Here is a 19,648-nt window from a genome sequence, read left to right on the forward strand (position 1 = left end):
TGCCGCGGCTCTCACGAGTTGCACCCTCACGAGTTGCCCGGCGCGTCGGGATCCTCCTCGTAGTACTCGGTGGTGACGACCCGCTTGACGAGTCGCGGTCGGCGGCCCGTGCCCGACTCGCTCGATGCGGTCGAATCGCCCTCTTCTGCAGGAGTTTCCGCGACAGGTTCCGGTTCCGGCGGATGGGCGGGTCCGGTCGGCCCGGGGCCGATGATGTCGGAGTCGCCCGCTCCCGGCGTGTCGGCGGCGTGCCGCGCCGTGGTGTCGGACTGTGCCGAAGAGCTCGAGGATGCCGACGGGGCCGCCGCGGTCCGCCCGGGTACGGAACGGGCGAGCGCCTCGTCGCGCTGTCCCATCGCCGGCGGGCGGTAGTCACCGGCGATGCTCTCCTGTGCGACGTCGGGTGGCAGCGTGCCACCCTGGGCGGTCGGCTCCGGCGCGACCGGTGTCTGCGTGGGGGTGACGACGCCGGTCGGGGCGTTCGTGTCCGGGGTGTTCGTTCCCCCTGCGTCGATTCCTTCTGTGCCGATTCCCCGTGCCTCAATTCCCCCTGCCTCGATTCCCCCTGCCTCGATTCCCCCTGCGTCGAGTCCCGTGGCGCCGTGGTAGTAGCGGTACAGCTCGTCCTCCTCGAGCGGGGTGAGCTCCCCGTCCTCGTCGATGTTGGGAGCCCCGGTGATGGTGTCCTTGTCGTAGGGCAGGCGCACCCCGGTGCGGTCCAGCACGGCCTCGTCGAGGGGAGCGAAATGTCGTCGTGTACCGAACAGTCCGGTGACGACGGTGACCCACGCGGGCTTACCCGTGTCGTTGTCGAGATAGACTTCGCCGACCTTGCCCAGCTTCTCGCCGTCGGGTCCGTAGGCCGTGGCGCGAGCGAGGGTGTCGATGTCGTCGTTGCTGATCATGATGTCCTCATCCCTGGGGAATCCGCTTTCCGTCGGTGCTGAGCGGATGCCCTGCGGTGAGGATCCCGAAACGCCGCCGACCCTTGCCGGGCGCGGCCCCGCGTGTTATCCATATTGTTGACAATCCGACAATGGATCGCGTCTGCGGCCGGCGATCACCCGGAAGGAAGGCCGTCATGACCCGACTGTCTCCACGCCTCCTCCAAGCCACCCCCGTCACCGTCGACCACGCCGAGGGCTGTTACGTGCACGGCACCGACGGCCGCCGTTATCTCGACTTCACCGCCGGCATCGGTGTCACGAGCACCGGCCACTGCCACCGGCACGTGGTGGAAGCGGCCCGCCGCCAGATCGGTTCGCTCATCCACGGCCAGTACACGACCGTCATGCACCGGCCCCTGCTCGAACTCACCGAGAAACTGGGCACGGTGCTCCCCGACGGGCTGGACTCGGTGTTCTTCGCCAACTCCGGCAGCGAGGCCGTCGAAGCCGCCCTGCGACTCGTGCGCCAGGCCACCGGCCGCCCCAACGTCGTGGTCTTCCACGGCGGATTCCACGGCCGCACCGTCGCGGCCGCGACCATGACCACCTCGGGAACCCGCTTCTCGGCGGGTTTCTCGCCGCTGATGGGCGGGGTGCACATCGCGCCGTTCCCCACTGCCTACCGCTACGGCTGGACCGAGGAGGAGGCCACCGACTTCGCGCTGCGCGAACTCGACTACCTGTTCGCCACCGTCACCTCTCCCGCCGAGACCGCCGCCTTCCTCGTCGAACCGGTTCTCGGCGAGGGCGGCTACGTCCCGGGCAACACCCGGTTCTTCCGGGGTCTGCGGCAGCGCGCCGACGAGCACGGCATCCTGCTGGTCTTCGACGAGATCCAGACCGGCTTCGGCCGCACCGGAAAGTTCTTCGGGCACCAGCACTTCGACGTCCGACCCGATGTGATCACGATCGCCAAGGGGCTCGCCAGCGGGTTCCCGCTGTCGGGCATCGCCGCCTCCGAGGGCCTCATGGCCCGCGCCTGGCCCGGCTCGCAGGGCGGCACCTACGGCGCGAACGCCGTCTCCTGCGCGGCGGCCGTCGCGACCCTCGAGGTGATCGAGAAGGAAGGACTCGTCGACAACGCCGCCGTCCGCGGGCGCGAACTGCTCACGGGGGCACGCCACACCGCGACCGGCGCGATCGGCGACGTCCGCGGGCTCGGCCTCATGGTGGGCCTGGAGTTCACCACCGACGGCGCCCCCGACCGCGACCGGGCCACCGCCGCACAGCAACTTGCCGCGAAGAAGGGTCTGTTTCTGCTGACCTGCGGCGCCCACATGAACGTGGTGCGGATGATCCCACCGCTGATCGTCACCGCCGAGCAGATCGACGAGGCCCTGGGCATCTGGTCCGAGGTGCTCGCCGAGATCTGACCGACCCGAAGGAGATCGCGTGGCCCGTTACATCACCATCGCCCTCGACAAGCGCGGCATCATCTGCCGGGCACGGCTTCTCGACGACGAGGCGCCGCTGACCTGCGAGGCGGTGTGGAACGCGCTGCCGCAGAGCGGCGACGCCTACCACGCCAAGTACGCCCGCAACGAGGTGTACACCCTGGTGCCGCGCATCACCGCCGCGCCGCACCGCGAGAATCCCACCGTCACACCGATTCCCGGTGACGTGTGCCTGTTCGACTTCGAACCGTGGGAGATCGGGAATCCCGCCTACGGCTACGAACCCGGCTCCGAGGCCCACGCCGCCCAGGGCGCCACCGATCTCGCCCTGTTCTACGGCCGCAACAACCTGCTCCTCAACGGCGACGTGGGCTGGGTACCCGGCAACGTCTTCGCCACGATCGAGGAGGGGCTGCCGGACCTCGCGGCCGCGTGCAACGACCTGTGGATCCAGGGTGTGGCGGGGGAGACCCTGAGCTTCGCACGGGAATAGCACTTTTCACGACAGCGCGTACTCCGCGAACCGGGCCACCGCGAGCAGCAGGTCGTCGGAGTGCCGTGGCCCTACGATCTGCAGGCCCACCGGCAGTCCCGCCGCGGTGGTACCCACCGGGATGGTGATCGCCGGCTGCTGGGTGAGGTTGAACGGATAGGTGAACGGCGTCCACTGCGGCCAGCGCGTCGCCGACGACCCCGGCGGCACGTCGTGGCCGGCCTCGAACGCCGGGATCGGCACCGTGGGGGTGAGCAGCACGTTGTGGGTCTGGTGGAAGGTGCCCATCCGGATCCCGACCGCCGCGGCGACCGCCCGGGCCTCGAGGTACTCCACCGCGCTCAGCTGATCCCCGCGCTCCCACACGTGCGCCAGCCCCGGATCGACCTTGTCGCGGGCCCCCTCGGGGAAGGTGTTCAGCATCGCGGCGGCCCCGGCCGCCCACAGCGTCTCGAACGCATCGAGCGGATCGCCGAAGCCGGGATCGGTCTCGGTCACGCGCAGACCCGCCTCGGCCAGCACTCGCACGGCCCGGTCGACGATCTCGGCCACCTCGGGATCGACCTCCACGTATCCGAGGTCCCTCGAATAGGCGACGTCCATCCCCGCCACCTCCCGGTTCAACCCGCCGCGGAAGGTCGACAACGGCGGGGCGAGTGCCGTGGGGTCGCGGGGATCGGGCAGCGCGAGGATGTCGGTGAGCAGCGCCGCGTCCTCGACGGTGCGGGTGATCGGGCCGGCGTGCGCGAGCGGGCCGAAGGGGCTCGCGGGATAGAGCGGGATGCGCCCGTGGGTCGGTTTGAAGCCGACGACCCCGCAGAACGCGGCGGGGATCCGCACGCTCCCGCCGCCGTCGGTGCCCACCGAGCACGGGCCGAGGCCGGCCGCGACCGCCGCGGCGCTGCCCCCCGACGACCCGCCGGCCGTCCTCGTGGTGTCGTGCGGGTTGGTGGTGATCCCGCACAGCGCCGAATCCGTCACGGCCTTCCAGGCGATCTCGGGGGTGGTGGTCTTGCCGAGGAAGACCATGCCGTCCTCGCGGAGCCGGGCCGCGACGGGACTGTCGACGTCCCACGGCTGGCCGGGGTTCACGGCCTGCGAGCCGCGCAGGGTGGGCCAGCCTGCGGTGAGGAAGACGTCCTTGATGGAGACGGGCACGCCGTCGAGCAGTCCCTTGGCGTAGCCGGTGCGCCAGCGTTCCTCCGACCGCCGCGCCTGCGCGAGCGCCGACTCCTCGTCCACGAGGCAGAAGGCGTTGAGAGCGCGGTCCTCCCGGCCGATCTTCGCCAGCACCGTCTCGGTGACCTCGACGGGGGAGAGCTCACCAGAGGAGTACGCGGACACGAGTTCGACCGCGGTCATGTCGGTGGGGTCCATCGTGTCCTCCTTGCCGGCCGGTGGGTCCGGCCCTCACGTGCCGGGCACGTAACCGAGTTGCTTGTCCACCACGTTGCGCAGGGGTTCCCCGGCGAGGCGGCGGTGGAAGTTGTCCACGAACAGGTCGACCAGGGTGTCGCGCCACCCGATGAAATCGCCCGAATTGTGGGGCGTGATCACCACGTTCGGCATTTCCCAGAGGGGATGGTCGTCGGAGAGCGGTTCGGTCTCGAAGACGTCGAGTGCGGCCCCGGCGATCGTGCCCGAGCGCAGCGCCTCGACCAGGTCGGCGGTGTGCACGAGCTCGCCGCGTCCGACGTTGACGAAGCGGGCGTGCGGCGGCATGGCGGCGAAGATCCGGGCGTCGAACAGGTGCCGGGTCGCCTCGGTCAGCGGTGCGGCGGCGACGACGAAGTCTGCCTCGGCCACGGCGCGCGGCAGGTCCTCGGTGGCGGTGACGGTGCCGAAGTCGGGATCGTCCTCACGGGCCCGGCGGCCGGAACCGCGCACCGTCATCCCGACCGCGGTGAGGAGCCGGGCGATCGCGCGGCCGATCGGTCCGGTGCCCACCACGAGCACGGAGCGTCCGGTGATGCGTTCGGATTCGCGGTGCTTCCAGACGCGGTTGCGCTGGAGCCGCAGCGATTCGGGGAGGTCCTTGACGAACGAGAGGATCTGGGCCAGGACGTATTCGGCGATCGCGCCGTCGAAGACGCCGCGCGAGTTGGTCACCGTCACGTCGCTGTCGCGCAGTTCGGGGAACATCAGGGCGTCGACCCCGGCCGACGCGACGTGGATCCACTCGAGCGATCCGGCGGCGTGCCAGGCGTGCGGCAGGGCGTTGCTCAGGAAGTCGAAGGCGAACAACACGTGTGCGCCGTCGAGGGCGTCGGCGAGGCCGGCGGCGTCGGTGCAGCGCACGGTGGCGTGCTCGGTCACCGGGGCCATGCGCGCAGGATCCGGTACGGCCTCGGCATGAAGCACGGTTACGACCGTCTGGGCGTCCACGTTGACACCGTATGAGCGCATCGTATTATTGTCAACAATCCTCAAGGCTGAGGGAACTCATGACGAAGCCGAGGGACCGCATGGAACTGAACATTCCCGAATTCGAAGGTCCCCTGGCGCAGCGGGGCATCGGCGTGATCGCTCCTTTCGATCTCGCACTCGAACGCGAACTGTGGCGATGGGCGCCCCTCGAGGTCAGCCTGCACCTGGCCCGTACCCCCTACGAACCGGTGCCGGTCAGCCGGGTCATGGCCGAACTCGTCTCCGACCGCCGGCATCTGATGGTCGCGACCCGCGACGTGCTGTCGGTGGAACCGGAAGTCGTTGCCTACCTGTGTACCTCGGGAAGTTTCGTCAAGGGAGTGGCTTATGAGAAGGCCCTGTGCGACGCGATCTGCGAGGCGGGCGCACCCTGCGCGGTCACCACCTCGGGAGCGCTGCTCGAAGCCCTCCGGGCGCTGGATCTGACCCGCATCTCGATGATCACCCCCTACGACCGGGAACTCACCGACCTGCTGCGGGACTTCCTGAACGAGGCCGGAACCGAAGTCGTGCGGTCGGCGCATCTCGGTCTCGGCGGCGGCATCTGGAAGGTCAACTATCGCACCATCGCCGAGCACATCATCGGGGCCGACACCCCCGACGCGCAGGCGATCTTCGTCAGCTGCACCAACCTGCCCACCTACGACCTCATCGCCCCGCTCGAACAGGAACTCGGCAAACCGGTCCTCACGGCCAACCAGCTCACCATCTGGGCGTGCCTCGGCCGGATGGAACTGCCCATGACCGGACCGGGCAAGTGGCTGAGAGGAGTGTTCTGAATGCACCGTCGCCCCCGTCCCACCGTCGGGATCGTCTATCCGGATCATGCCGCGGAGGACGATTACCCGTTCGCCGCCGATCTACTCGGTGTGGACCTGCCCGTCGCCCACATCTACGGCACCGACCTGCACGCCGTGCCCGAACTGCTCGACCTGGGCAGCCCCGCCAAGCTCGCCGGGGGAGCCGCGCAGCTCGCCGGCGAACCGCTCGACGCGCTCGTGTGGGCCTGCACCTCCGGCAGCTTCGTGTACGGACCGGACGGCGCCCGCGATCAGGTCGAGCTGCTCTCCCGCGCCGCCGGGGGGGTACCCACGACCAGCACCAGCATTGCCTTCGTCGCCGCCCTGCGCGCACTCGGGATCGAGCGGGTCGCGGTCGCGGCGAGCTATCCCCGCGACGTCGCCGACCTGTTCGTCGCCTTCCTCACCGACGCCGGCATCGAGGTCGTCTCGCTCGCCGACGCCGGAATCGACACCGCTGCGGAGGTCGGCACCCTCACCGCCGAGCAGGTCGTCGGATTCGTACGGGACAACGACCATCCCGACGCGCAGGCCGTGGTGGTGCCCGACACCGCGATGCACACCCTGCGCATCCTGCGCGAACTCGAGAAGGAGGTCGGCAAACCGGTGCTGACCGCCAACCAGGTCACCGTCCGACACGGGCTCGAACTCGCCGGATATACAGTGGGTTGCCCGGAGCTGGGCACGTTGTTCGAGGAGGAAGTCGATCATGGCGCTCGGTGATCTGGGGGAGATACGTCCTGTCACCCGCCCGTCCACGGCGGAACTCATCGCCGAGGAACTCCGGTCGGCGATCGTGCGCGGCGCACTCGCGCCCGGCGCGCAACTCGGCGAGGCCGAACTCGCCGCACGCTTCGAGGTCTCCCGCGGTCCGCTGCGCGAGGCCATGCAGCGGCTGATCTCCGAAGGCCTGCTCTACAGCATCCGCAACCGCGGCATCTTCGTCACCGAACTCACCTTCGACGACGTCGTCGACATCTACCGCAGCCGCTGGGTCATCGAGGGCGGCGCCCTCGACATGGTGCTCGACGGCCGCCGCGAACAGACCTGGAAGGCACTCGGACCCGCGATCGAGGAGATGCGTGCCGCCGCAGAACGACAGGACGCGGCCGGGGTCTCCGACGGCGACCGCCGCTTCCACGAGATCCTCGTGGCCAGTGCCGAGAGCCCCCGCCTCGTGCGGGCCGCCCGCACCCTGCTCGTCGAGACCCGCATGTGCCTCGGCGCGCTGCAGACCACCTATCCCGACCTGCACGTGCAGGTCGACGAGCACGTGGTGCTGCGGGAGGCGATCCGCTCGGCTGACCGGAACGAGGCGCGCCGTCTGCTCGACGAACACCTGCACGACACCGTCGACCGGTTGCGCGACCTGAGCACCGACGACGGCACCGTGCCCGTGCCCGCCGCGAAGTGAGGGCGGTCAGATCTCGGCGGCGTCGCCGAAGGTCATCCGCAGCTCCGGGATCGACGACGACGCCAGGGCCCGCCGCGGCAGCCCCAGGCGCCGTAGTTCGTCGGCGATCGGGTGCGTGCCCAGCCGCAGGGTCGCGCCGCCGAGGCGGGTGCGGACCCCGCTCGGGTTCATCTCCCAGGTGGTGCGCCGCGTGACACCGTCGAGGTGCGAGTAGGCCGCGAGCGAAGCCGCGATCCCCTTGCCGGGAACGGGAATCCCGGGTGCGACGGTCAGCTCGGCGATCAGCGACCCGTCCGCGGAGACCGACCCCCGCTTGGTGGTGCCGTCGTGGTCGGCGTCGAAATCGGCCAGGGTCTTGGGGAATCCCCAGATCCCGCGGCCCGCGGCGAGGGTGAAGTCACCGTCGACGGGCAGGTGGTGGATGAGCGCACCCGCCTGCCCACCGAGCAGGCTGCGCCAGTCGCCGACGATGCCGCCGCCGCGGCTGCGGTGATCGCGCACCAGGAAACACACCCCGAACTCGTTGTACGGACCGAGATCCCCGTCCACGTAGTCGACGAAGACGAGCGTGCAGATTCCCCGCCCGGGGCGGTACTGCAGGATCTCGAGACCTGTGTGGGCGACGAGATCCTGCGCCGGACCGACGGGCACCGGGAACATCCCCATGAACGCCGTGGCGGCCCGGACCCGCACGGGCATCGTCACCGGTGTGCCCAGCACCAGATGCGTGGTCGTCTCGCTCATCGCTGCCTTCCGGAAGTCGGACGTGCGTACCCGACAATGAGAACACGTTCCAGTTCCGGAGGGAAGGGATCAGGCGGGGGCGCCGATGTTCATCTCGTCCGGATGCATCCCCACCCGGGTGCCGTCGTCGAGCGTGTCGAGTTCGCTGAGATCGAGCTCGTCCAGCTCGAAGTCGAAGACGTCGATGTTCTGGGAGATGCGCTGTTCGTGCACCGACTTCGGGATCACGATCAGCCCGTTCTGCAGGTGCCAGCGGATCAGCACCTGCGCCGCCGACTTGCTGTGCCGGTCGGCGATGCGCGTGACGATCGGGTCGACGAGCAGGGTGTTCGGCTTCGAGTTCGGGCCCCAGCCCGAATTGCTGGTACCGCCGAGCGGGCTCCACGACTCGACGGCGATGCCGTGCTCGGAGGCGAACCGGCGGATCTCCTGCTGCGGCAGGTGCGGATGCAGCTCCACCTGGTCCACCGCGGGCAGCATGCCGCCCCGATCGATGAGCAGCTGCAGATGGTGCGGCTCGAAGTTGCACACCCCGATCGCCTTCGCCCGCCCCGACCCGGCGATCTTCTCGAGCGCATCCCAGGTACGCAGCAGCCGGTCGCGGTCCTGCAGCGGCCAATGGATCAGGTACAGGTCGACGTAGTCGGTGCCCAGCTTCTCCAGGCTCGTGTCGAAGGCCTTCAGGGCCGGCTCGTAACCCTGGTCGGCGTTCCACAGCTTCGTGGTGACGAAGACGTCCTCGCGCGGCACCGACGACGCGGCCAGCGCGCGGCCCACACCCTCCTCGTTGCCGTAGGCCGCGGCCGTGTCGATGTGCCGGTAGCCGGCCTCGTCGATCGCGTACCGCACCGCGCGTTCGGTCTCGTCGTTCGTCGCCTGCCAGACTCCCAGGCCCAGCTGCGGGATGGTCGTTCCGGAGTTCAGCGTGATCGTGGGAGGTGTCATCCTTCCGACGTTAGCGAGCCGCCGCGGCGGGCGCGAGGAATCCCGGACCTTCGGGCGTTCCCCGGCCCACCGGCGACGGACGCACTACCGCAGCGTCGGGTCGGTGATGCGGTCGAGGTGCCCGGCGATGCGGGCCCCGAGGTCGGCGGCGTCGGCCCACGGGTCGGCGGGCAGGACGTCCACGACGCCGTCGTAGACGGTGCCGCCGTCGGGGCACCACACCAGGACCCGCTGGGGGCCGGAGGGGACGAAGTGCACGATCCTCGTCCGCGACGGATCCATCGGCAGGCTCCGGGTGTACGCGTCCGCATCTGGGTCGACCTTGCAGTTCTCCGCACCGACCGGCAGCCCGTACACGGTCACCATGATCCGGGCGCGCCCCGGGACGACCTCCGCGGTCGGTGCGGCCCCGGCCACACCCGGTGTGGCCAGGGCGATTGCAGCGGCGGAGAGGACGGCGGCGGCACCCGCGTATCGGATTCTCATGTGTCTCCTTCCGCAGGGTTCGCCGCCGACGATATTGCTCAGACGGACACCGCGCCCAGATATTCGTGAGGTTGCCCGAACAACCGTGCCGTGCCGTGCGCCCGCTTGAAGTACAGGTGGGCGTCGTGCTCCCAGGTGATCGCGATCCCGCCGTGGAGCTGGACGGTCTCCGCGGCGACCTGCTCGAACGCCTCCGAGCAGTAGATCTTCGCAGCGTAGGCGTCCTGCGGGTCCTGCGACAGCGCCGCCGCGTAGGACATCGACCGGGCGGTCTCCACCAGCGCGTACATGTCCGCCATGCGGTGCTTGAGTGCCTGGAACGAGCCGATCACGCGACCGAACTGCTTGCGGTTCTTCGCGTACTCCACCGTCAGGTCCAGCGCCGCCTGCGCGGCGCCGACCTGCTCGGCCGACACCGCGACGAACGCGAACGTCCGCAGTCTCTCGACCAGATCGTCCGGAGCCGAGAGCCGACGGCCGGCCACCGACGACAGCGACACCTCGGCGAGCGTGCGGGTCGGATCCATCGTCGGCACGCGACGCCGGGTGACCCCTTCGGTGTCCGGATCCACCTCGAACAGGGCCACATCCTCACCGTCCCGCGCGAGGACGAGCAGACCGACGGCCACGTCGCCGCCGAGCACGTAGTGTGCCGTGCCCGTCAGTGTGTCCCCGTCCGCGGTCACGCCCGGTGTCTCCCATCCGGACTCACCGGCCCAGCCCAGCGCGACGATCTCCCCGGCGGCGATGCGGGGCAGCCACCGGGCGCACGCGGCGGTGTCGCCGGACAGCAGCAGGGCCTGCGCCGCGAGCACCGCCGACCCGAGGAAGGGCGTCGGCGCCAGGGTGCGGCCGAGTTCCTCGAGTACGACATGACTCTCGACCGGGCTCGCCCCCACGCCGTCGTACTCCTCGGGGATCGCCAGCGCCGCCACACCCACCTGCTCGACGAGCAGGGTCCACAACTCGGGGTCGTAGCCGTGCTCCGTGGTGGTCGCGGCCCGGACCGCCGACGAATCGGCGTGCTTGGCCAGCAGGGTGTGCACCGACTCGCGCAGAGCGGCGCGTTCCTCGGTCTCGAACGTCACGATGCCTCGCTCTCGAGAGCTGCGACCACCCGGGCCCGGTGCTCGTCGGGGGTGCCCCACGCGGTGACGAGTGCGCGGACCTTGGTGATCCACAGCGACAGATCGCATTCCTGGGTGTAGCCGATGGCACCGTGCACCTGCAGTGCGGTGCGCGCGGCGAGATAGGCGGCGTCGCCGCACGCGACCTTCGCCGCCGAGACGTCCCGCGACGCCGTGGGCAGCCCGTCGCGGACCGCGATGGCGGCACCGTGCAGCAGAGGCCGGGCCATCTCCAGCGCGACCGCCACCTCCGCGAGGTGGTGCTTTACCGCCTGGAACGAGCCGATCGCCCGGCCGAACTGCTTGCGCTGCTGCGCGTACTCGACGGTGGTGTCGAGCAGTGTGCGGCCCAGACCCTGGAGCTGGGCGGCGGCCGCGAGGACACCGATGTCGAAAGCCGCTGCGGTGTCCACGGATCCGAGCGTCTCGCCCGGGGTCAGTGAGGTGAGCCTGCGTGACCGGTCCACCGACTCGCGGACCTCGCCGACGGTACCCAGCGAGACGGTGCCGTCGACGGCGTGCAGCACCAGATCGGCGACGTGTGCGTCGACCGCGTACGGCACGTGGGGGAGCAGCGCCACGGTCGCGAGTGATCCCGCCGCCACCGGACCGAGCCGCTCCGGTGCGACAGTGGCGAGCAGAACCGGTGCCACCGCGACGGTTTCGACCACCGGTCCGGGAACCGCGTGCCGGCCGAGCTGCTCGATGGCGACGACGAGGTCGACGGCGTCGGCACCGAGACCGTCGTGGTCCTCCGGGACGAGCAGACCGTTGACGCCGGTCTCGGCGAGCCGCTGCCACACCTGCACACCCGGTGCGGTGTCCCCGCCGTTCCAGGCGCGGATCACGGCGGGCATGTCCGCCTTCGTCAGCAGGGCGTCGATACTGGACGCGAAGTCCTCGTGGGACTCGTCGAGTGCGAATCTCATCGATCACCCCTCGGGAGGCCGAGCAGCCGCTCGGCGATGACGTTCTTCTGGATTTCGTTGGTACCGGCGTAGATCGGGCCCGACAGCGAGAACAGGTAGCCGTCGGTCCAGCGATCGGTCAGCTCGGCATCCGGACCCTGCAGGTCCAGCGCGGTCTCGTGGGCGGCGATGTCCCATTCCGACCAGAACACCTTGTTGATCGACGACTCGGCGCCCAGCTGCCCGCCGGCGGCCAGGCGGGTGACGGTCGCCCAGGTCGACAGCTCGTATGCGCGGGCGCCGATCCACGCGTCGGCGACGCGGTTGCGCACAGCGGTGTCGCCGTACCGGTCGGACTCGCGGTAGGCGCCGAGCAGTCGGTCGGCGGTGGCCAGGAAGCGGCCGGGGGAGCGCAGCGACAGACCGCGCTCGTTGGAGGCGGTGCTCATCGCGACCCGCCAGCCCTGGTTCACCGCACCGATCACGGCCGACTCACCCGGATTCCCGGGATCGTCGGGTACGAACACGTCCTCGAGGAAGATCTCCGCGAAGCCCGGTTCGCCGTCGAGCTGCGGGATGGGCCGCACGGTGACGCCTTCGGCCCGCAGGTCGAACATGAAGTAGGTGATGCCCTTGTGCCGCTCGGCCTCCGGATCGGAGCGGAACAGACCGAAGCCCATGTCGGCGTAGGACGCGCGCGAGCTCCACGTCTTCTGGCCGTTGAGCAGCCAGCCGCCGTCGACCTTCTTCGCGGTCGAGCGCAGCGACGCGAGGTCGGATCCGGACTCGGGTTCCGACCAGGCCTGCGCCCAGATGTCGTCGGCGCGGGCCATGCGCGGCATGATGCGGGCGAGCTGCTCCGGGTGGGCGTGCTCGAACAGGGTGGGGGCGAGCAGGAAGATGCCGTTCTGGCTCACCCGGCCGGGCGCACCGGCGCGGTAGTACTCCTCCTCGAAGACGACCCACTGCTCGAGGGTCGCGTTGCGGCCGCCGAACTCCTCGGGCCACGAGACCACCGACAGGCGGGCGTCGGCGAGGGTTCGTTCCCACTGACGGTGCTCCTCGAAGCCCTCGGGGGTGTCCATCGACTTCAGCGGGGTCCTCGGCACGTTCTCGGCGAGGAAGGCACGCACCTCGTCGCGGAACGCGAGGGTGGCGTCGTCGAGCTGCAGATCCACTACTTCGCTCCTTCCACCGGACGGGCGCTCGCAGCCATCGACTTGGCATTCATGCCGCCCAGCGAGTCGGTACCCACCTCGGCGTTGTGGGCGTGCGCGAAGTGGTGCAGACCGAACACCGAATCCATGCCGTTGCGCATGCCCATCTGGTCCTCGCACTGGTTCACGGCCCGCTTGGTGAGGGCGAGACCGAAGCGCGGCATCTCCGCGATGCGCGCGGCCAGCGACAGGGTCTCCTCCTCGAGCTTCTCGCGCGGCACCACCCGGTTGACCATGCCCACCTCGTAGGCGCGCTGCGCGGTGAAACGGTCACCGGTGTAGAGGATCTCCTTCGCGAAGCGCGTACCGAGAACCCACGGGTGTGCGAAGTACTCGACACCCGGAATGCCCATGCGCACCACGGGATCGGAGAAGAAGGCGTCCTCGGAGGCCACGATCAGGTCGCACACCCAGGCCAGCATCAGGCCGCCGGCGATGCAGGCTCCCTGCACCGACGCGATGGTGGGCTTGGGGATCTCGCGCCAGCGACGGCACATCCCCAGATACACCTCCATCTCACGGGCGTACCGCTGGTCGCCGCCCGGCTTGTCGATGTGGTCCCACCACATCACGGCCTTGTTCTCGTAGTGGACGTGGTGGTCGCGGCCGGGGGTGCCCAGATCGTGGCCCGCGGAGAAGTGCTTGCCGTTGCCGGCCAGCACGATCACCTTGACCTCGTCGTCCTCCACCGCCCGCTCGAAGGCCGCGTCGAGGGCGTAGGTCATGACCGAGTTCTGGGCGTTGCGGTAATCCGGTCGGTTGAGGGTGACGATCGCGACGCCGTCGCGCACCTCGTAGGTGACGACGTCGGGTTCGAACGGGACGGTCATGACTTCTCCTCACGCAGAACGTTCTTCAGTACCTTGCCGGACGGGTTTCGGGGCAGCGCGTCGACGAACCGGACCGAGCGCGGCACCTTGAAGTTGGCGAGTTTCTCCTTCGCGAACGTGATCACCTCGTCCTCGGTGAGCGGGTGGCCCTCGAGGGGGACGACGTAGGCGCGCCCCACCTCGCCCATGCGCTCGTCGGGGACACCGATCACCGCGACCTCGTGCACCCCCGGCAACCGCAGCAGGGCGGCCTCGATCTCGGCGGGATAGACGTTGAACCCACCGCTGATGTACATGTCCTTGAGCCGGTCGGTGATGTCGAGATAGCCGCGCTCGTCGAGGGTTCCGACGTCGCCGGTGTGCAGCCAGCCGTCCTCGTCGATCGCCTTGGCGGTGGCCTCGGGATCATCGAGATAGCCGAGCATGACGTTGGGGCCGCGCAGCAGGACCTCACCCCTGTCTCCGATCCGTACCTCGAAGTCGGCGGTGGCGCGACCGGACGAGGTGGACACGGTGACGGGATCGTCGTCGGTGCGGCACATCGTCGCGACGACCGCCTCGGTCTGCCCGTAGGCGGTGAGCACCGCGTCGAAGTCCAGTTCGTTCTGCATGCGCTCGACGAGGGAGACGGGCACGGGCGCGGCACCGGTGACGGCGATGCGCAGATTGCTCAGGTCGTAGTCGCCGCGGCGCGGGTGGTCGAGGATCGACTGGTAGATCGTCGGGGCGCCCGGCAGCACGCTGACGCGTTCGGCCGCGACCATCGCCATGACCTTCTCCACGTCGAAGGTCGCGAGCGGGACCACGGTGGCACCGAACAGGAACGCGGCGACGAAACCCGCCTTGTAGCCGAAGCTGTGGAAGAACGGGTTGATGATCAGATAGTTGTCGTCGGGGGTCAGTTCCGCGCACTCGCCCCACGCCTGCGCCACCCCGATGCACTGGCGGTGCGCGCTGAGCACGCCCTTGCTCCGCCCGGTGGTGCCGGAGGTGAACAGGATGTCGGAGACGTCGTCGGGTGCGACGGCGGCGGCCCGGGCGTCCGCTTCGGCGCGATCGGCGTCGCCGGCCGAGACCAGGAAGTCCGCCCAGTCGGTGACACCCTCGACGGCCGGGTCGTTCCCGCCCGCCGGGACCCGCACGACCGTCTTCACCGGCAGTTCCGGGGCCACCTTGCGCAGCTCGGCGTAGCGGTCGGCGCCGAGGAACTCACCGACCACGACGAGGGCGTCGGGGTGGACGCGCTCGACGACGTCGGCGGCCTCGCTGCCGGTGTAGCGGGTGTTGAGGGGGACGACGACGCCGCCGGCCCAGTGCGTGCCGAGGGCGGCGATCACCCAGTGGAAGGTGTTGGGCGACCAGACGACGACGCGTGCCCCACGGTCGAGACCGCGCGCGACGAGTGCCGCGGCGAAATCGCGGACGTGGTCGCGGAGTTGTGCGAAGGTCAGCCGGGTGTCGCCGTCGGCGATCGCGAGCAGGTCCGGCCAGGTGTCGGCGGCACGTGCGAGTGCGGCCGGTGTGGTTCTCGGTCGTGTGTTCACAGAGCTCCCTACCTAGCAATTGCTTGGTAGGTTATCGTACGGATGTGCACGAGAGCGAGAGCCTGAACGACACAGAGTTCGCAGCCACCGTCCGTCAGTGGTTGGAAGACAACCTGACCGGCGAATTCGCCGAGCTCAGAGGTAAGGGCGGCCCGGGGAGCGAACACGAGTTCTTCGAGCAGCGGCTCGCGTGGGACCGCCATCTGGCCGCCTCCGGCTGGACCTGCATCGGCTGGCCCACCGAATACGGCGGCCGCGGTGCCACCATGAGTCAGCGCATCATCTTCCACGAGGAGTACGCCAAGGCGAACGCGCCCGCGCGCGTCAACCACCTCGGCGAGGAACTGCTCGGCCCCACCCTCATCGCCTTCGGGACCGAGGAGCAGAAGAAGCGTTTCCTGCCGGGGATCCGCAACGTCACCGAGCTGTGGGCACAGGGCTACTCGGAGCCGGGCGCCGGTTCCGACCTCGCCAACGTCTCCACCACCGCCCGCCTCGTCGGCGACAAGTGGGTGATCAACGGCCAGAAGGTCTGGACGTCGCTCGCCCACGTCGCGCAGTGGGCGTTCGTGGTTGCTCGCACCGAACCGGGCTCCACCCGCCACCACGGACTGAGCTTCCTGCTCGTCCCGCTCGACCAGCCCGGCGTGACGGTGCGGCCCATCCAGCAGCTCACCGGCACCTCCGAGTTCAACGAGGTCTTCTTCGACGACGCCGTCACCGACGCCGACCTCGTCGTCGGAGCCCCCGGCGACGGCTGGAAGGTCGCCATGGGCCTGCTGACCTTCGAACGCGGCGTGTCCACCCTCGGTCAGCAGATCGGGTTCGCCCGCGAACTCGACGGCGTCGTCGACCTCGCTCGCAGCAACGGCGCGTTCGACGACCCGCACATCCGCGAACGCATCGCCCGCGCCCGGATCGGCCTGCGCGTCATGCGCGCCCACGCGCTGCGCACCCTCGGCGACGCCGACCCCGGCCAGGCCTCGGTCGCGAAACTGCTGTGGGCCAACTGGCACCGCGATCTCGGGCAGCTCGCCATGGAGGTCCAGGGCGCGGCCTCGCTCGTCGGGCCCGACCACGACCACGCCGGAAATCCCTCCGACATCACCGATCCCGAACACCTCGAACTCGCCGAATGGCAGCGGCTGTTCCTGTTCACCCGCGCCGACACCATCTACGGCGGATCCAACGAGATCCAACGCAACATCATTGCCGAGCGCGTGCTCGGCCTTCCCCGGGAGGCACGTCCGTGACCACTTCGACCCGCCCCGTTTCCCCGCTCGCGACCCCGCCGATCGAGACCCCCGGCCACGGCCTGCTCCGCGACAAGAAGGTCGTGGTCACCGCGGCGGCGGGGACCGGCATCGGTTTCTCCACCGCCCGCCGCGCCCTGCTCGAGGGCGCCGACGTGCTCGTCTCCGACTACCACGAACGCCGCCTCGGCGAGTCCGCGGAGAAGCTCGCCGCGGAGTTCCCGGAACAGAAGGTCGCGTCGATCGTGTGCGACGTGTCGTCCACCGAACAGGTCGACGCCCTCGTCGCCGGCGCCGCCGAGCAGCTCGGACGCATCGACGTGCTCGTCAACAACGCCGGCCTCGGCGGGGAGACCCCCGTGGTCGACATGACCGACGAGGAATGGGACCGCGTCCTCGACATCACGCTGAACAGCACCTTCCGCGCGACCCGCGCCGCGCTGCGCTACTTCCGCTCGGTCGAGCACAACGGCGTGATCGTCAACAACGCGTCGGTGCTCGGCTGGCGCGCCCAGCACTCGCAGGCCCACTACGCGGCCGCGAAGGCCGGCGTCATGGCGCTGACCCGCTGCTCGGCCATCGAGGCCGCGGAGTACGGAGTGCGCATCAACGCCGTCGCCCCGTCCATCGCCCGGCACCCCTTCCTCGCCAAGGTCACCAGCGAGGAACTGCTCGACAATCTCGCCGCCGGTGAGGCCTACGGCCGGGCCGCGGAGGTCTGGGAGGTCGCCGCGACCATCGCGATGCTCGCCAGCGACTACACCACCTACATGACCGGAGAGATCGTGTCGATCTCCTCCCAGCGGGCGTGACGGTGCCTCACGGCGCCTTGGAAGGATGTCAGCCATGACTCCATCTCGCGACGACACCACCAGTAAGTCCGGACGCCGCGCGGAACTGCTCGACATCGCAGCCGACCTGTTCGCGTCGCGCGGCGTGCGGGCCACGACCGTGCGCGACATCGCCGATGCGGCGGGCATCCTCTCCGGCAGCCTCTACCACCACTTCGACTCGAAGGAGTCGATGGTCGACGAGATCCTGCGCGGCTTCCTCGACGACCTGTTCGACCGCTACCGCAAGATCGTCGCGTCCGGGCTGCCGTCCCGCGACACCCTCGCGGCACTCGTCACCACCTCCTACGAGGCGATCGACCGGTCGCACGCCGCGGTGGCCATCTACCAGGCCGAGACCAAGCATCTATCCGGTGAACGCTTCGCGTACATCGGCGAACTCAACACCGAGTTCCGCGACCTGTGGGTGGGGGTGATCGAACGCGGCATCGCCGACGGTTCGTTCCGCTCCGACCTCGACGTCGAACTCGTCTTCCGTTTCCTGCGCGACACCGTGTGGGTCGCGGTGCGCTGGTACCGACCCGGGGGCCCGCTCGACATCGAACAGGTTGCGCAGCAGTACCTCTCCATCGTTCTCGACGGACTGTCGAACCAGAATTCCACCTAAGGAGCAGCAATGACCGAGGCCTACATCGTCGACGCGGTGCGCACCCCGATCGGCAAGAAGAACGGCGGCCTGTCCGGCGTGCACCCCGCCGATCTCGGCGCGCACGTCATCAAGGCCGTCGTCGAGCGCACGGGCATCGACCCCGCCGACGTCGACGACGTGGTCTTCGGCTGTGTCGACGCGATCGGCGGTCAGGCCGGCAACATCGCCCGCACGTCGTGGCTCGCCGCCGGTTACCCGCAGCACGTGCCCGGCGTGACCGTCGACCGGCAGTGCGGGTCGAGCCAGCAGGCCCTGCACTTCGGTGCCCAGGCGATCCTGAGCGACACGGCCGACCTGATCATCGCCGGCGGCGTGCAGAACATGTCGCAGATCCCGATCTCCGCGGCCATGATCGTCGGACAACAGTACGGTTTCGACACCCCCTTCGGTGGCTCGAAGGGGTGGACCGAGCGCTACGGTGACGACGAGGTCTCGCAGTTCAAGGGCGCCGAGATGATCGCCGAGAAGTGGGACCTCAGCCGCGAGGAACTCGAGAAGTGGGCGCTGCAGAGCCACGAGCGCGCCAAGGCGGCCATCGCCGAGGGTCGCTTCGACAACGAGATCGTCCCGCTCGGCGACTCCACCGTCGACGAGGGCCCGCGCGAGACCAGCCTCGAGAAGATGGCGTCGCTGCAGTCGCTCGTCGAGGGAGGTCGTCTCACCGCCGCCGTCGCCAGCCAGATCTCCGACGGTGCCTCCGCGGTGCTGCTCGCCTCGGACGAGGCCGTGAAGAAGTACGGCCTGAAGCCTCGCGCGCGCATCCACCACCTCAGCGCCCGCGGCGACGACCCGATCTACATGCTCACCGCCCCGATCCCGGCCACGCAGTACGCCCTCGAGAAGGCCGGTCTGACGATCGACGACATCGACCTCATCGAGATCAACGAGGCCTTCGCGCCCGTCGTGCTCGCCTGGATCAAGGAGATCGGCGCCGACCCGTCGAAGGTCAACGTCAACGGCGGCGCGATCGCCCTCGGTCACCCGCTCGGCGCGACCGGCACCAAGCTGATGGCGACGCTGCTCAACGAGCTCGAGCGCACCGGCGGCCGCTACGGTCTGCTCACCATCTGCGAGGGTGGCGGCACCGCGAACGTGACCATCATCGAACGCGTCTGAGCCTCGGGGCATCGGAGGTCCACAACCCGGAAGCAAGGTTCACAACCCCCAAGGACGACCGCAGGGGTTGTGAACCCGTAATCGGGGTTGTGGACCTTCTGCGTCGGCCTACCCTCGGGATATGTGCCGGAACATCACGGAGCTGCGCGGACTCGAACCGGCAGCGACCGACGAGGAGATCGAGGCGGCCGCCCGCCAGTACGTCCGCAAGGTCAGCGGGATCCACAAACTCTCCGACGCCACCCGGGAACCCTTCGAACAGGCCGTCGCCGAGGTCGCCGCGACGACCGCGAGACTGCTCGCGGCGCTTCCCGACCGCCGACAGCCACCGCCGACGGTGCCGCCGCTGCGCCGGCCCGAGGTGCAGGCCAGGATCGCAGCGCGCGGATGATCGATTCCGGTTCCTCCACCGACGCGCGCGGGTAGCGTGACGCTGGTCGAGATTCGAGCACGTTCGAGGCCCGTCGCGACCACCGCGGACCCGCGGCGAGCTGGTGAGGAGC

The 19,648-nt window shown here is 69.6% G+C and carries 21 protein-coding genes; 10 read left to right on the forward strand and 11 right to left on the reverse strand.

The genetic code is table 11. The features are described from left to right. Nucleotides 1–26: 26 nt before the first annotated feature. Nucleotides 27–905: a PRC-barrel domain-containing protein gene (locus tag OED52_RS02315; RefSeq protein ID WP_264153096.1), complete on the reverse strand. Its 879-nt coding sequence runs from the start codon at nt 903–905 to the stop codon at nt 27–29. A 176-nt stretch (nt 906–1,081) separates the two neighbouring features. On the opposite strand from OED52_RS02315, the gene OED52_RS02320 reads away from it, so the two are divergent. Beyond that, a complete protein-coding gene (locus tag OED52_RS02320; protein WP_264153097.1) occupies nt 1,082–2,320 on the forward strand; it encodes an aspartate aminotransferase family protein in 1,239 nt (412 codons plus the stop codon). 19 nt (nt 2,321–2,339) lie between these two features. After that, on the forward strand, nt 2,340–2,834 hold the full coding sequence (locus OED52_RS02325) for a DUF3830 family protein (RefSeq protein WP_264153098.1): 495 nt from the start codon (nt 2,340–2,342) through the stop codon (nt 2,832–2,834). A 6-nt stretch (nt 2,835–2,840) separates the two neighbouring features. Here the strand turns inward: OED52_RS02325 and OED52_RS02330 are convergent, their stop codons facing one another. Both OED52_RS02330 and OED52_RS02335 read right to left on the reverse strand, forming a co-directional pair. Further along, a complete protein-coding gene (locus OED52_RS02330) occupies nt 2,841–4,211 on the reverse strand; it encodes an amidase (RefSeq protein ID WP_264153099.1) in 1,371 nt (456 codons plus the stop codon). A gap of 33 nt (nt 4,212–4,244) precedes the next feature. Continuing rightward, nucleotides 4,245–5,159, reverse strand: coding sequence for a D-2-hydroxyacid dehydrogenase (locus tag OED52_RS02335; protein WP_264153100.1), 915 nt, complete (start codon nt 5,157–5,159; stop codon nt 4,245–4,247). Between the two features lie 140 nt (nt 5,160–5,299). Here OED52_RS02335 and OED52_RS02340 point away from each other — a divergent pair, with 140 nt between their 5' ends. From OED52_RS02340 to OED52_RS02350, 3 genes are read left to right on the forward strand one after another with little or no spacing between them, the layout of a single operon-like run. After that, complete coding sequence (locus OED52_RS02340) at nt 5,300–6,040, forward strand: maleate cis-trans isomerase family protein (RefSeq protein WP_264154554.1); 741 nt, start codon at nt 5,300–5,302, stop codon at nt 6,038–6,040. Further along, the gene (locus OED52_RS02345) at nt 6,041–6,784 is read left to right on the forward strand and encodes a maleate cis-trans isomerase family protein (RefSeq protein ID WP_264153101.1); all 744 of its coding nucleotides are present in this window, start codon (nt 6,041–6,043) and stop codon (nt 6,782–6,784) included. Further along, on the forward strand, nt 6,771–7,475 hold the full coding sequence (locus OED52_RS02350) for a GntR family transcriptional regulator (protein ID WP_264153102.1): 705 nt from the start codon (nt 6,771–6,773) through the stop codon (nt 7,473–7,475). The genes OED52_RS02345 and OED52_RS02350 overlap by 14 nt, the downstream gene beginning before the upstream one ends. A gap of 6 nt (nt 7,476–7,481) precedes the next feature. On the opposite strand, the gene OED52_RS02355 is transcribed toward OED52_RS02350, so the two are convergent. The 8 genes from OED52_RS02355 to OED52_RS02390 all read right to left on the reverse strand — a co-directional run bounded on the left by OED52_RS02355 (nt 7,482) and on the right by OED52_RS02390 (nt 15,276). After that, nucleotides 7,482–8,219: an acetoacetate decarboxylase family protein gene (locus tag OED52_RS02355; protein WP_264153103.1), complete on the reverse strand. Its 738-nt coding sequence runs from the start codon at nt 8,217–8,219 to the stop codon at nt 7,482–7,484. Between the two features lie 69 nt (nt 8,220–8,288). Then, complete coding sequence (locus tag OED52_RS02360) at nt 8,289–9,164, reverse strand: aldo/keto reductase (RefSeq protein WP_264153104.1); 876 nt, start codon at nt 9,162–9,164, stop codon at nt 8,289–8,291. 84 nt (nt 9,165–9,248) lie between these two features. Beyond that, on the reverse strand, nt 9,249–9,650 hold the full coding sequence (locus tag OED52_RS02365) for a hypothetical protein (RefSeq protein WP_264153105.1): 402 nt from the start codon (nt 9,648–9,650) through the stop codon (nt 9,249–9,251). Between the two features lie 38 nt (nt 9,651–9,688). Beyond that, a complete protein-coding gene (locus OED52_RS02370; protein ID WP_264153106.1) occupies nt 9,689–10,738 on the reverse strand; it encodes an acyl-CoA dehydrogenase family protein in 1,050 nt (349 codons plus the stop codon). After that, a complete protein-coding gene (locus OED52_RS02375; RefSeq protein ID WP_264153107.1) occupies nt 10,735–11,706 on the reverse strand; it encodes an acyl-CoA dehydrogenase family protein in 972 nt (323 codons plus the stop codon). Before OED52_RS02375 ends, OED52_RS02370 begins: the two co-directional genes overlap by 4 nt. Continuing rightward, nucleotides 11,703–12,863, reverse strand: coding sequence for an acyl-CoA dehydrogenase family protein (locus OED52_RS02380; RefSeq protein ID WP_264153108.1), 1,161 nt, complete (start codon nt 12,861–12,863; stop codon nt 11,703–11,705). Before OED52_RS02380 ends, OED52_RS02375 begins: the two co-directional genes overlap by 4 nt. Further along, complete coding sequence (locus OED52_RS02385; protein ID WP_264153109.1) at nt 12,863–13,732, reverse strand: enoyl-CoA hydratase; 870 nt, start codon at nt 13,730–13,732, stop codon at nt 12,863–12,865. Before OED52_RS02385 ends, OED52_RS02380 begins: the two co-directional genes overlap by 1 nt. Continuing rightward, nucleotides 13,729–15,276: a FadD3 family acyl-CoA ligase gene (locus OED52_RS02390; protein WP_264153110.1), complete on the reverse strand. Its 1,548-nt coding sequence runs from the start codon at nt 15,274–15,276 to the stop codon at nt 13,729–13,731. The genes OED52_RS02385 and OED52_RS02390 overlap by 4 nt, the downstream gene beginning before the upstream one ends. A gap of 44 nt (nt 15,277–15,320) precedes the next feature. On the opposite strand from OED52_RS02390, the gene OED52_RS02395 reads away from it, so the two are divergent. The 5 genes from OED52_RS02395 (at nt 15,321) to OED52_RS02415 (ending at nt 19,536) form a co-directional block, all read left to right on the forward strand. Then, nucleotides 15,321–16,529 carry an acyl-CoA dehydrogenase family protein gene (locus OED52_RS02395; RefSeq protein ID WP_264153111.1) on the forward strand — a complete coding sequence of 403 codons (1,209 nt, stop codon included), beginning with the start codon at nt 15,321–15,323 and terminating at the stop codon, nt 16,527–16,529. Beyond that, nucleotides 16,526–17,341 (forward strand): SDR family oxidoreductase, encoded by an 816-nt coding sequence (locus OED52_RS02400; RefSeq protein WP_264153112.1) that lies wholly within the window; start codon nt 16,526–16,528, stop codon nt 17,339–17,341. Before OED52_RS02395 ends, OED52_RS02400 begins: the two co-directional genes overlap by 4 nt. A 34-nt stretch (nt 17,342–17,375) precedes the next feature. After that, nucleotides 17,376–17,987: a TetR/AcrR family transcriptional regulator gene (locus OED52_RS02405; RefSeq protein ID WP_264153113.1), complete on the forward strand. Its 612-nt coding sequence runs from the start codon at nt 17,376–17,378 to the stop codon at nt 17,985–17,987. A gap of 9 nt (nt 17,988–17,996) precedes the next feature. Next, a complete protein-coding gene (locus OED52_RS02410; protein ID WP_264153114.1) occupies nt 17,997–19,145 on the forward strand; it encodes an acetyl-CoA C-acetyltransferase in 1,149 nt (382 codons plus the stop codon). Between the two features lie 121 nt (nt 19,146–19,266). Then, the gene (locus OED52_RS02415; RefSeq protein WP_264153115.1) at nt 19,267–19,536 is read left to right on the forward strand and encodes a DUF2277 domain-containing protein; all 270 of its coding nucleotides are present in this window, start codon (nt 19,267–19,269) and stop codon (nt 19,534–19,536) included. Nucleotides 19,537–19,648 lie beyond the last annotated feature (112 nt).

The organism is Rhodococcus sp. Z13 (assembly GCF_025837095.1).
Taxonomy (GTDB): domain Bacteria; phylum Actinomycetota; class Actinomycetes; order Mycobacteriales; family Mycobacteriaceae; genus Rhodococcus; species Rhodococcus sacchari.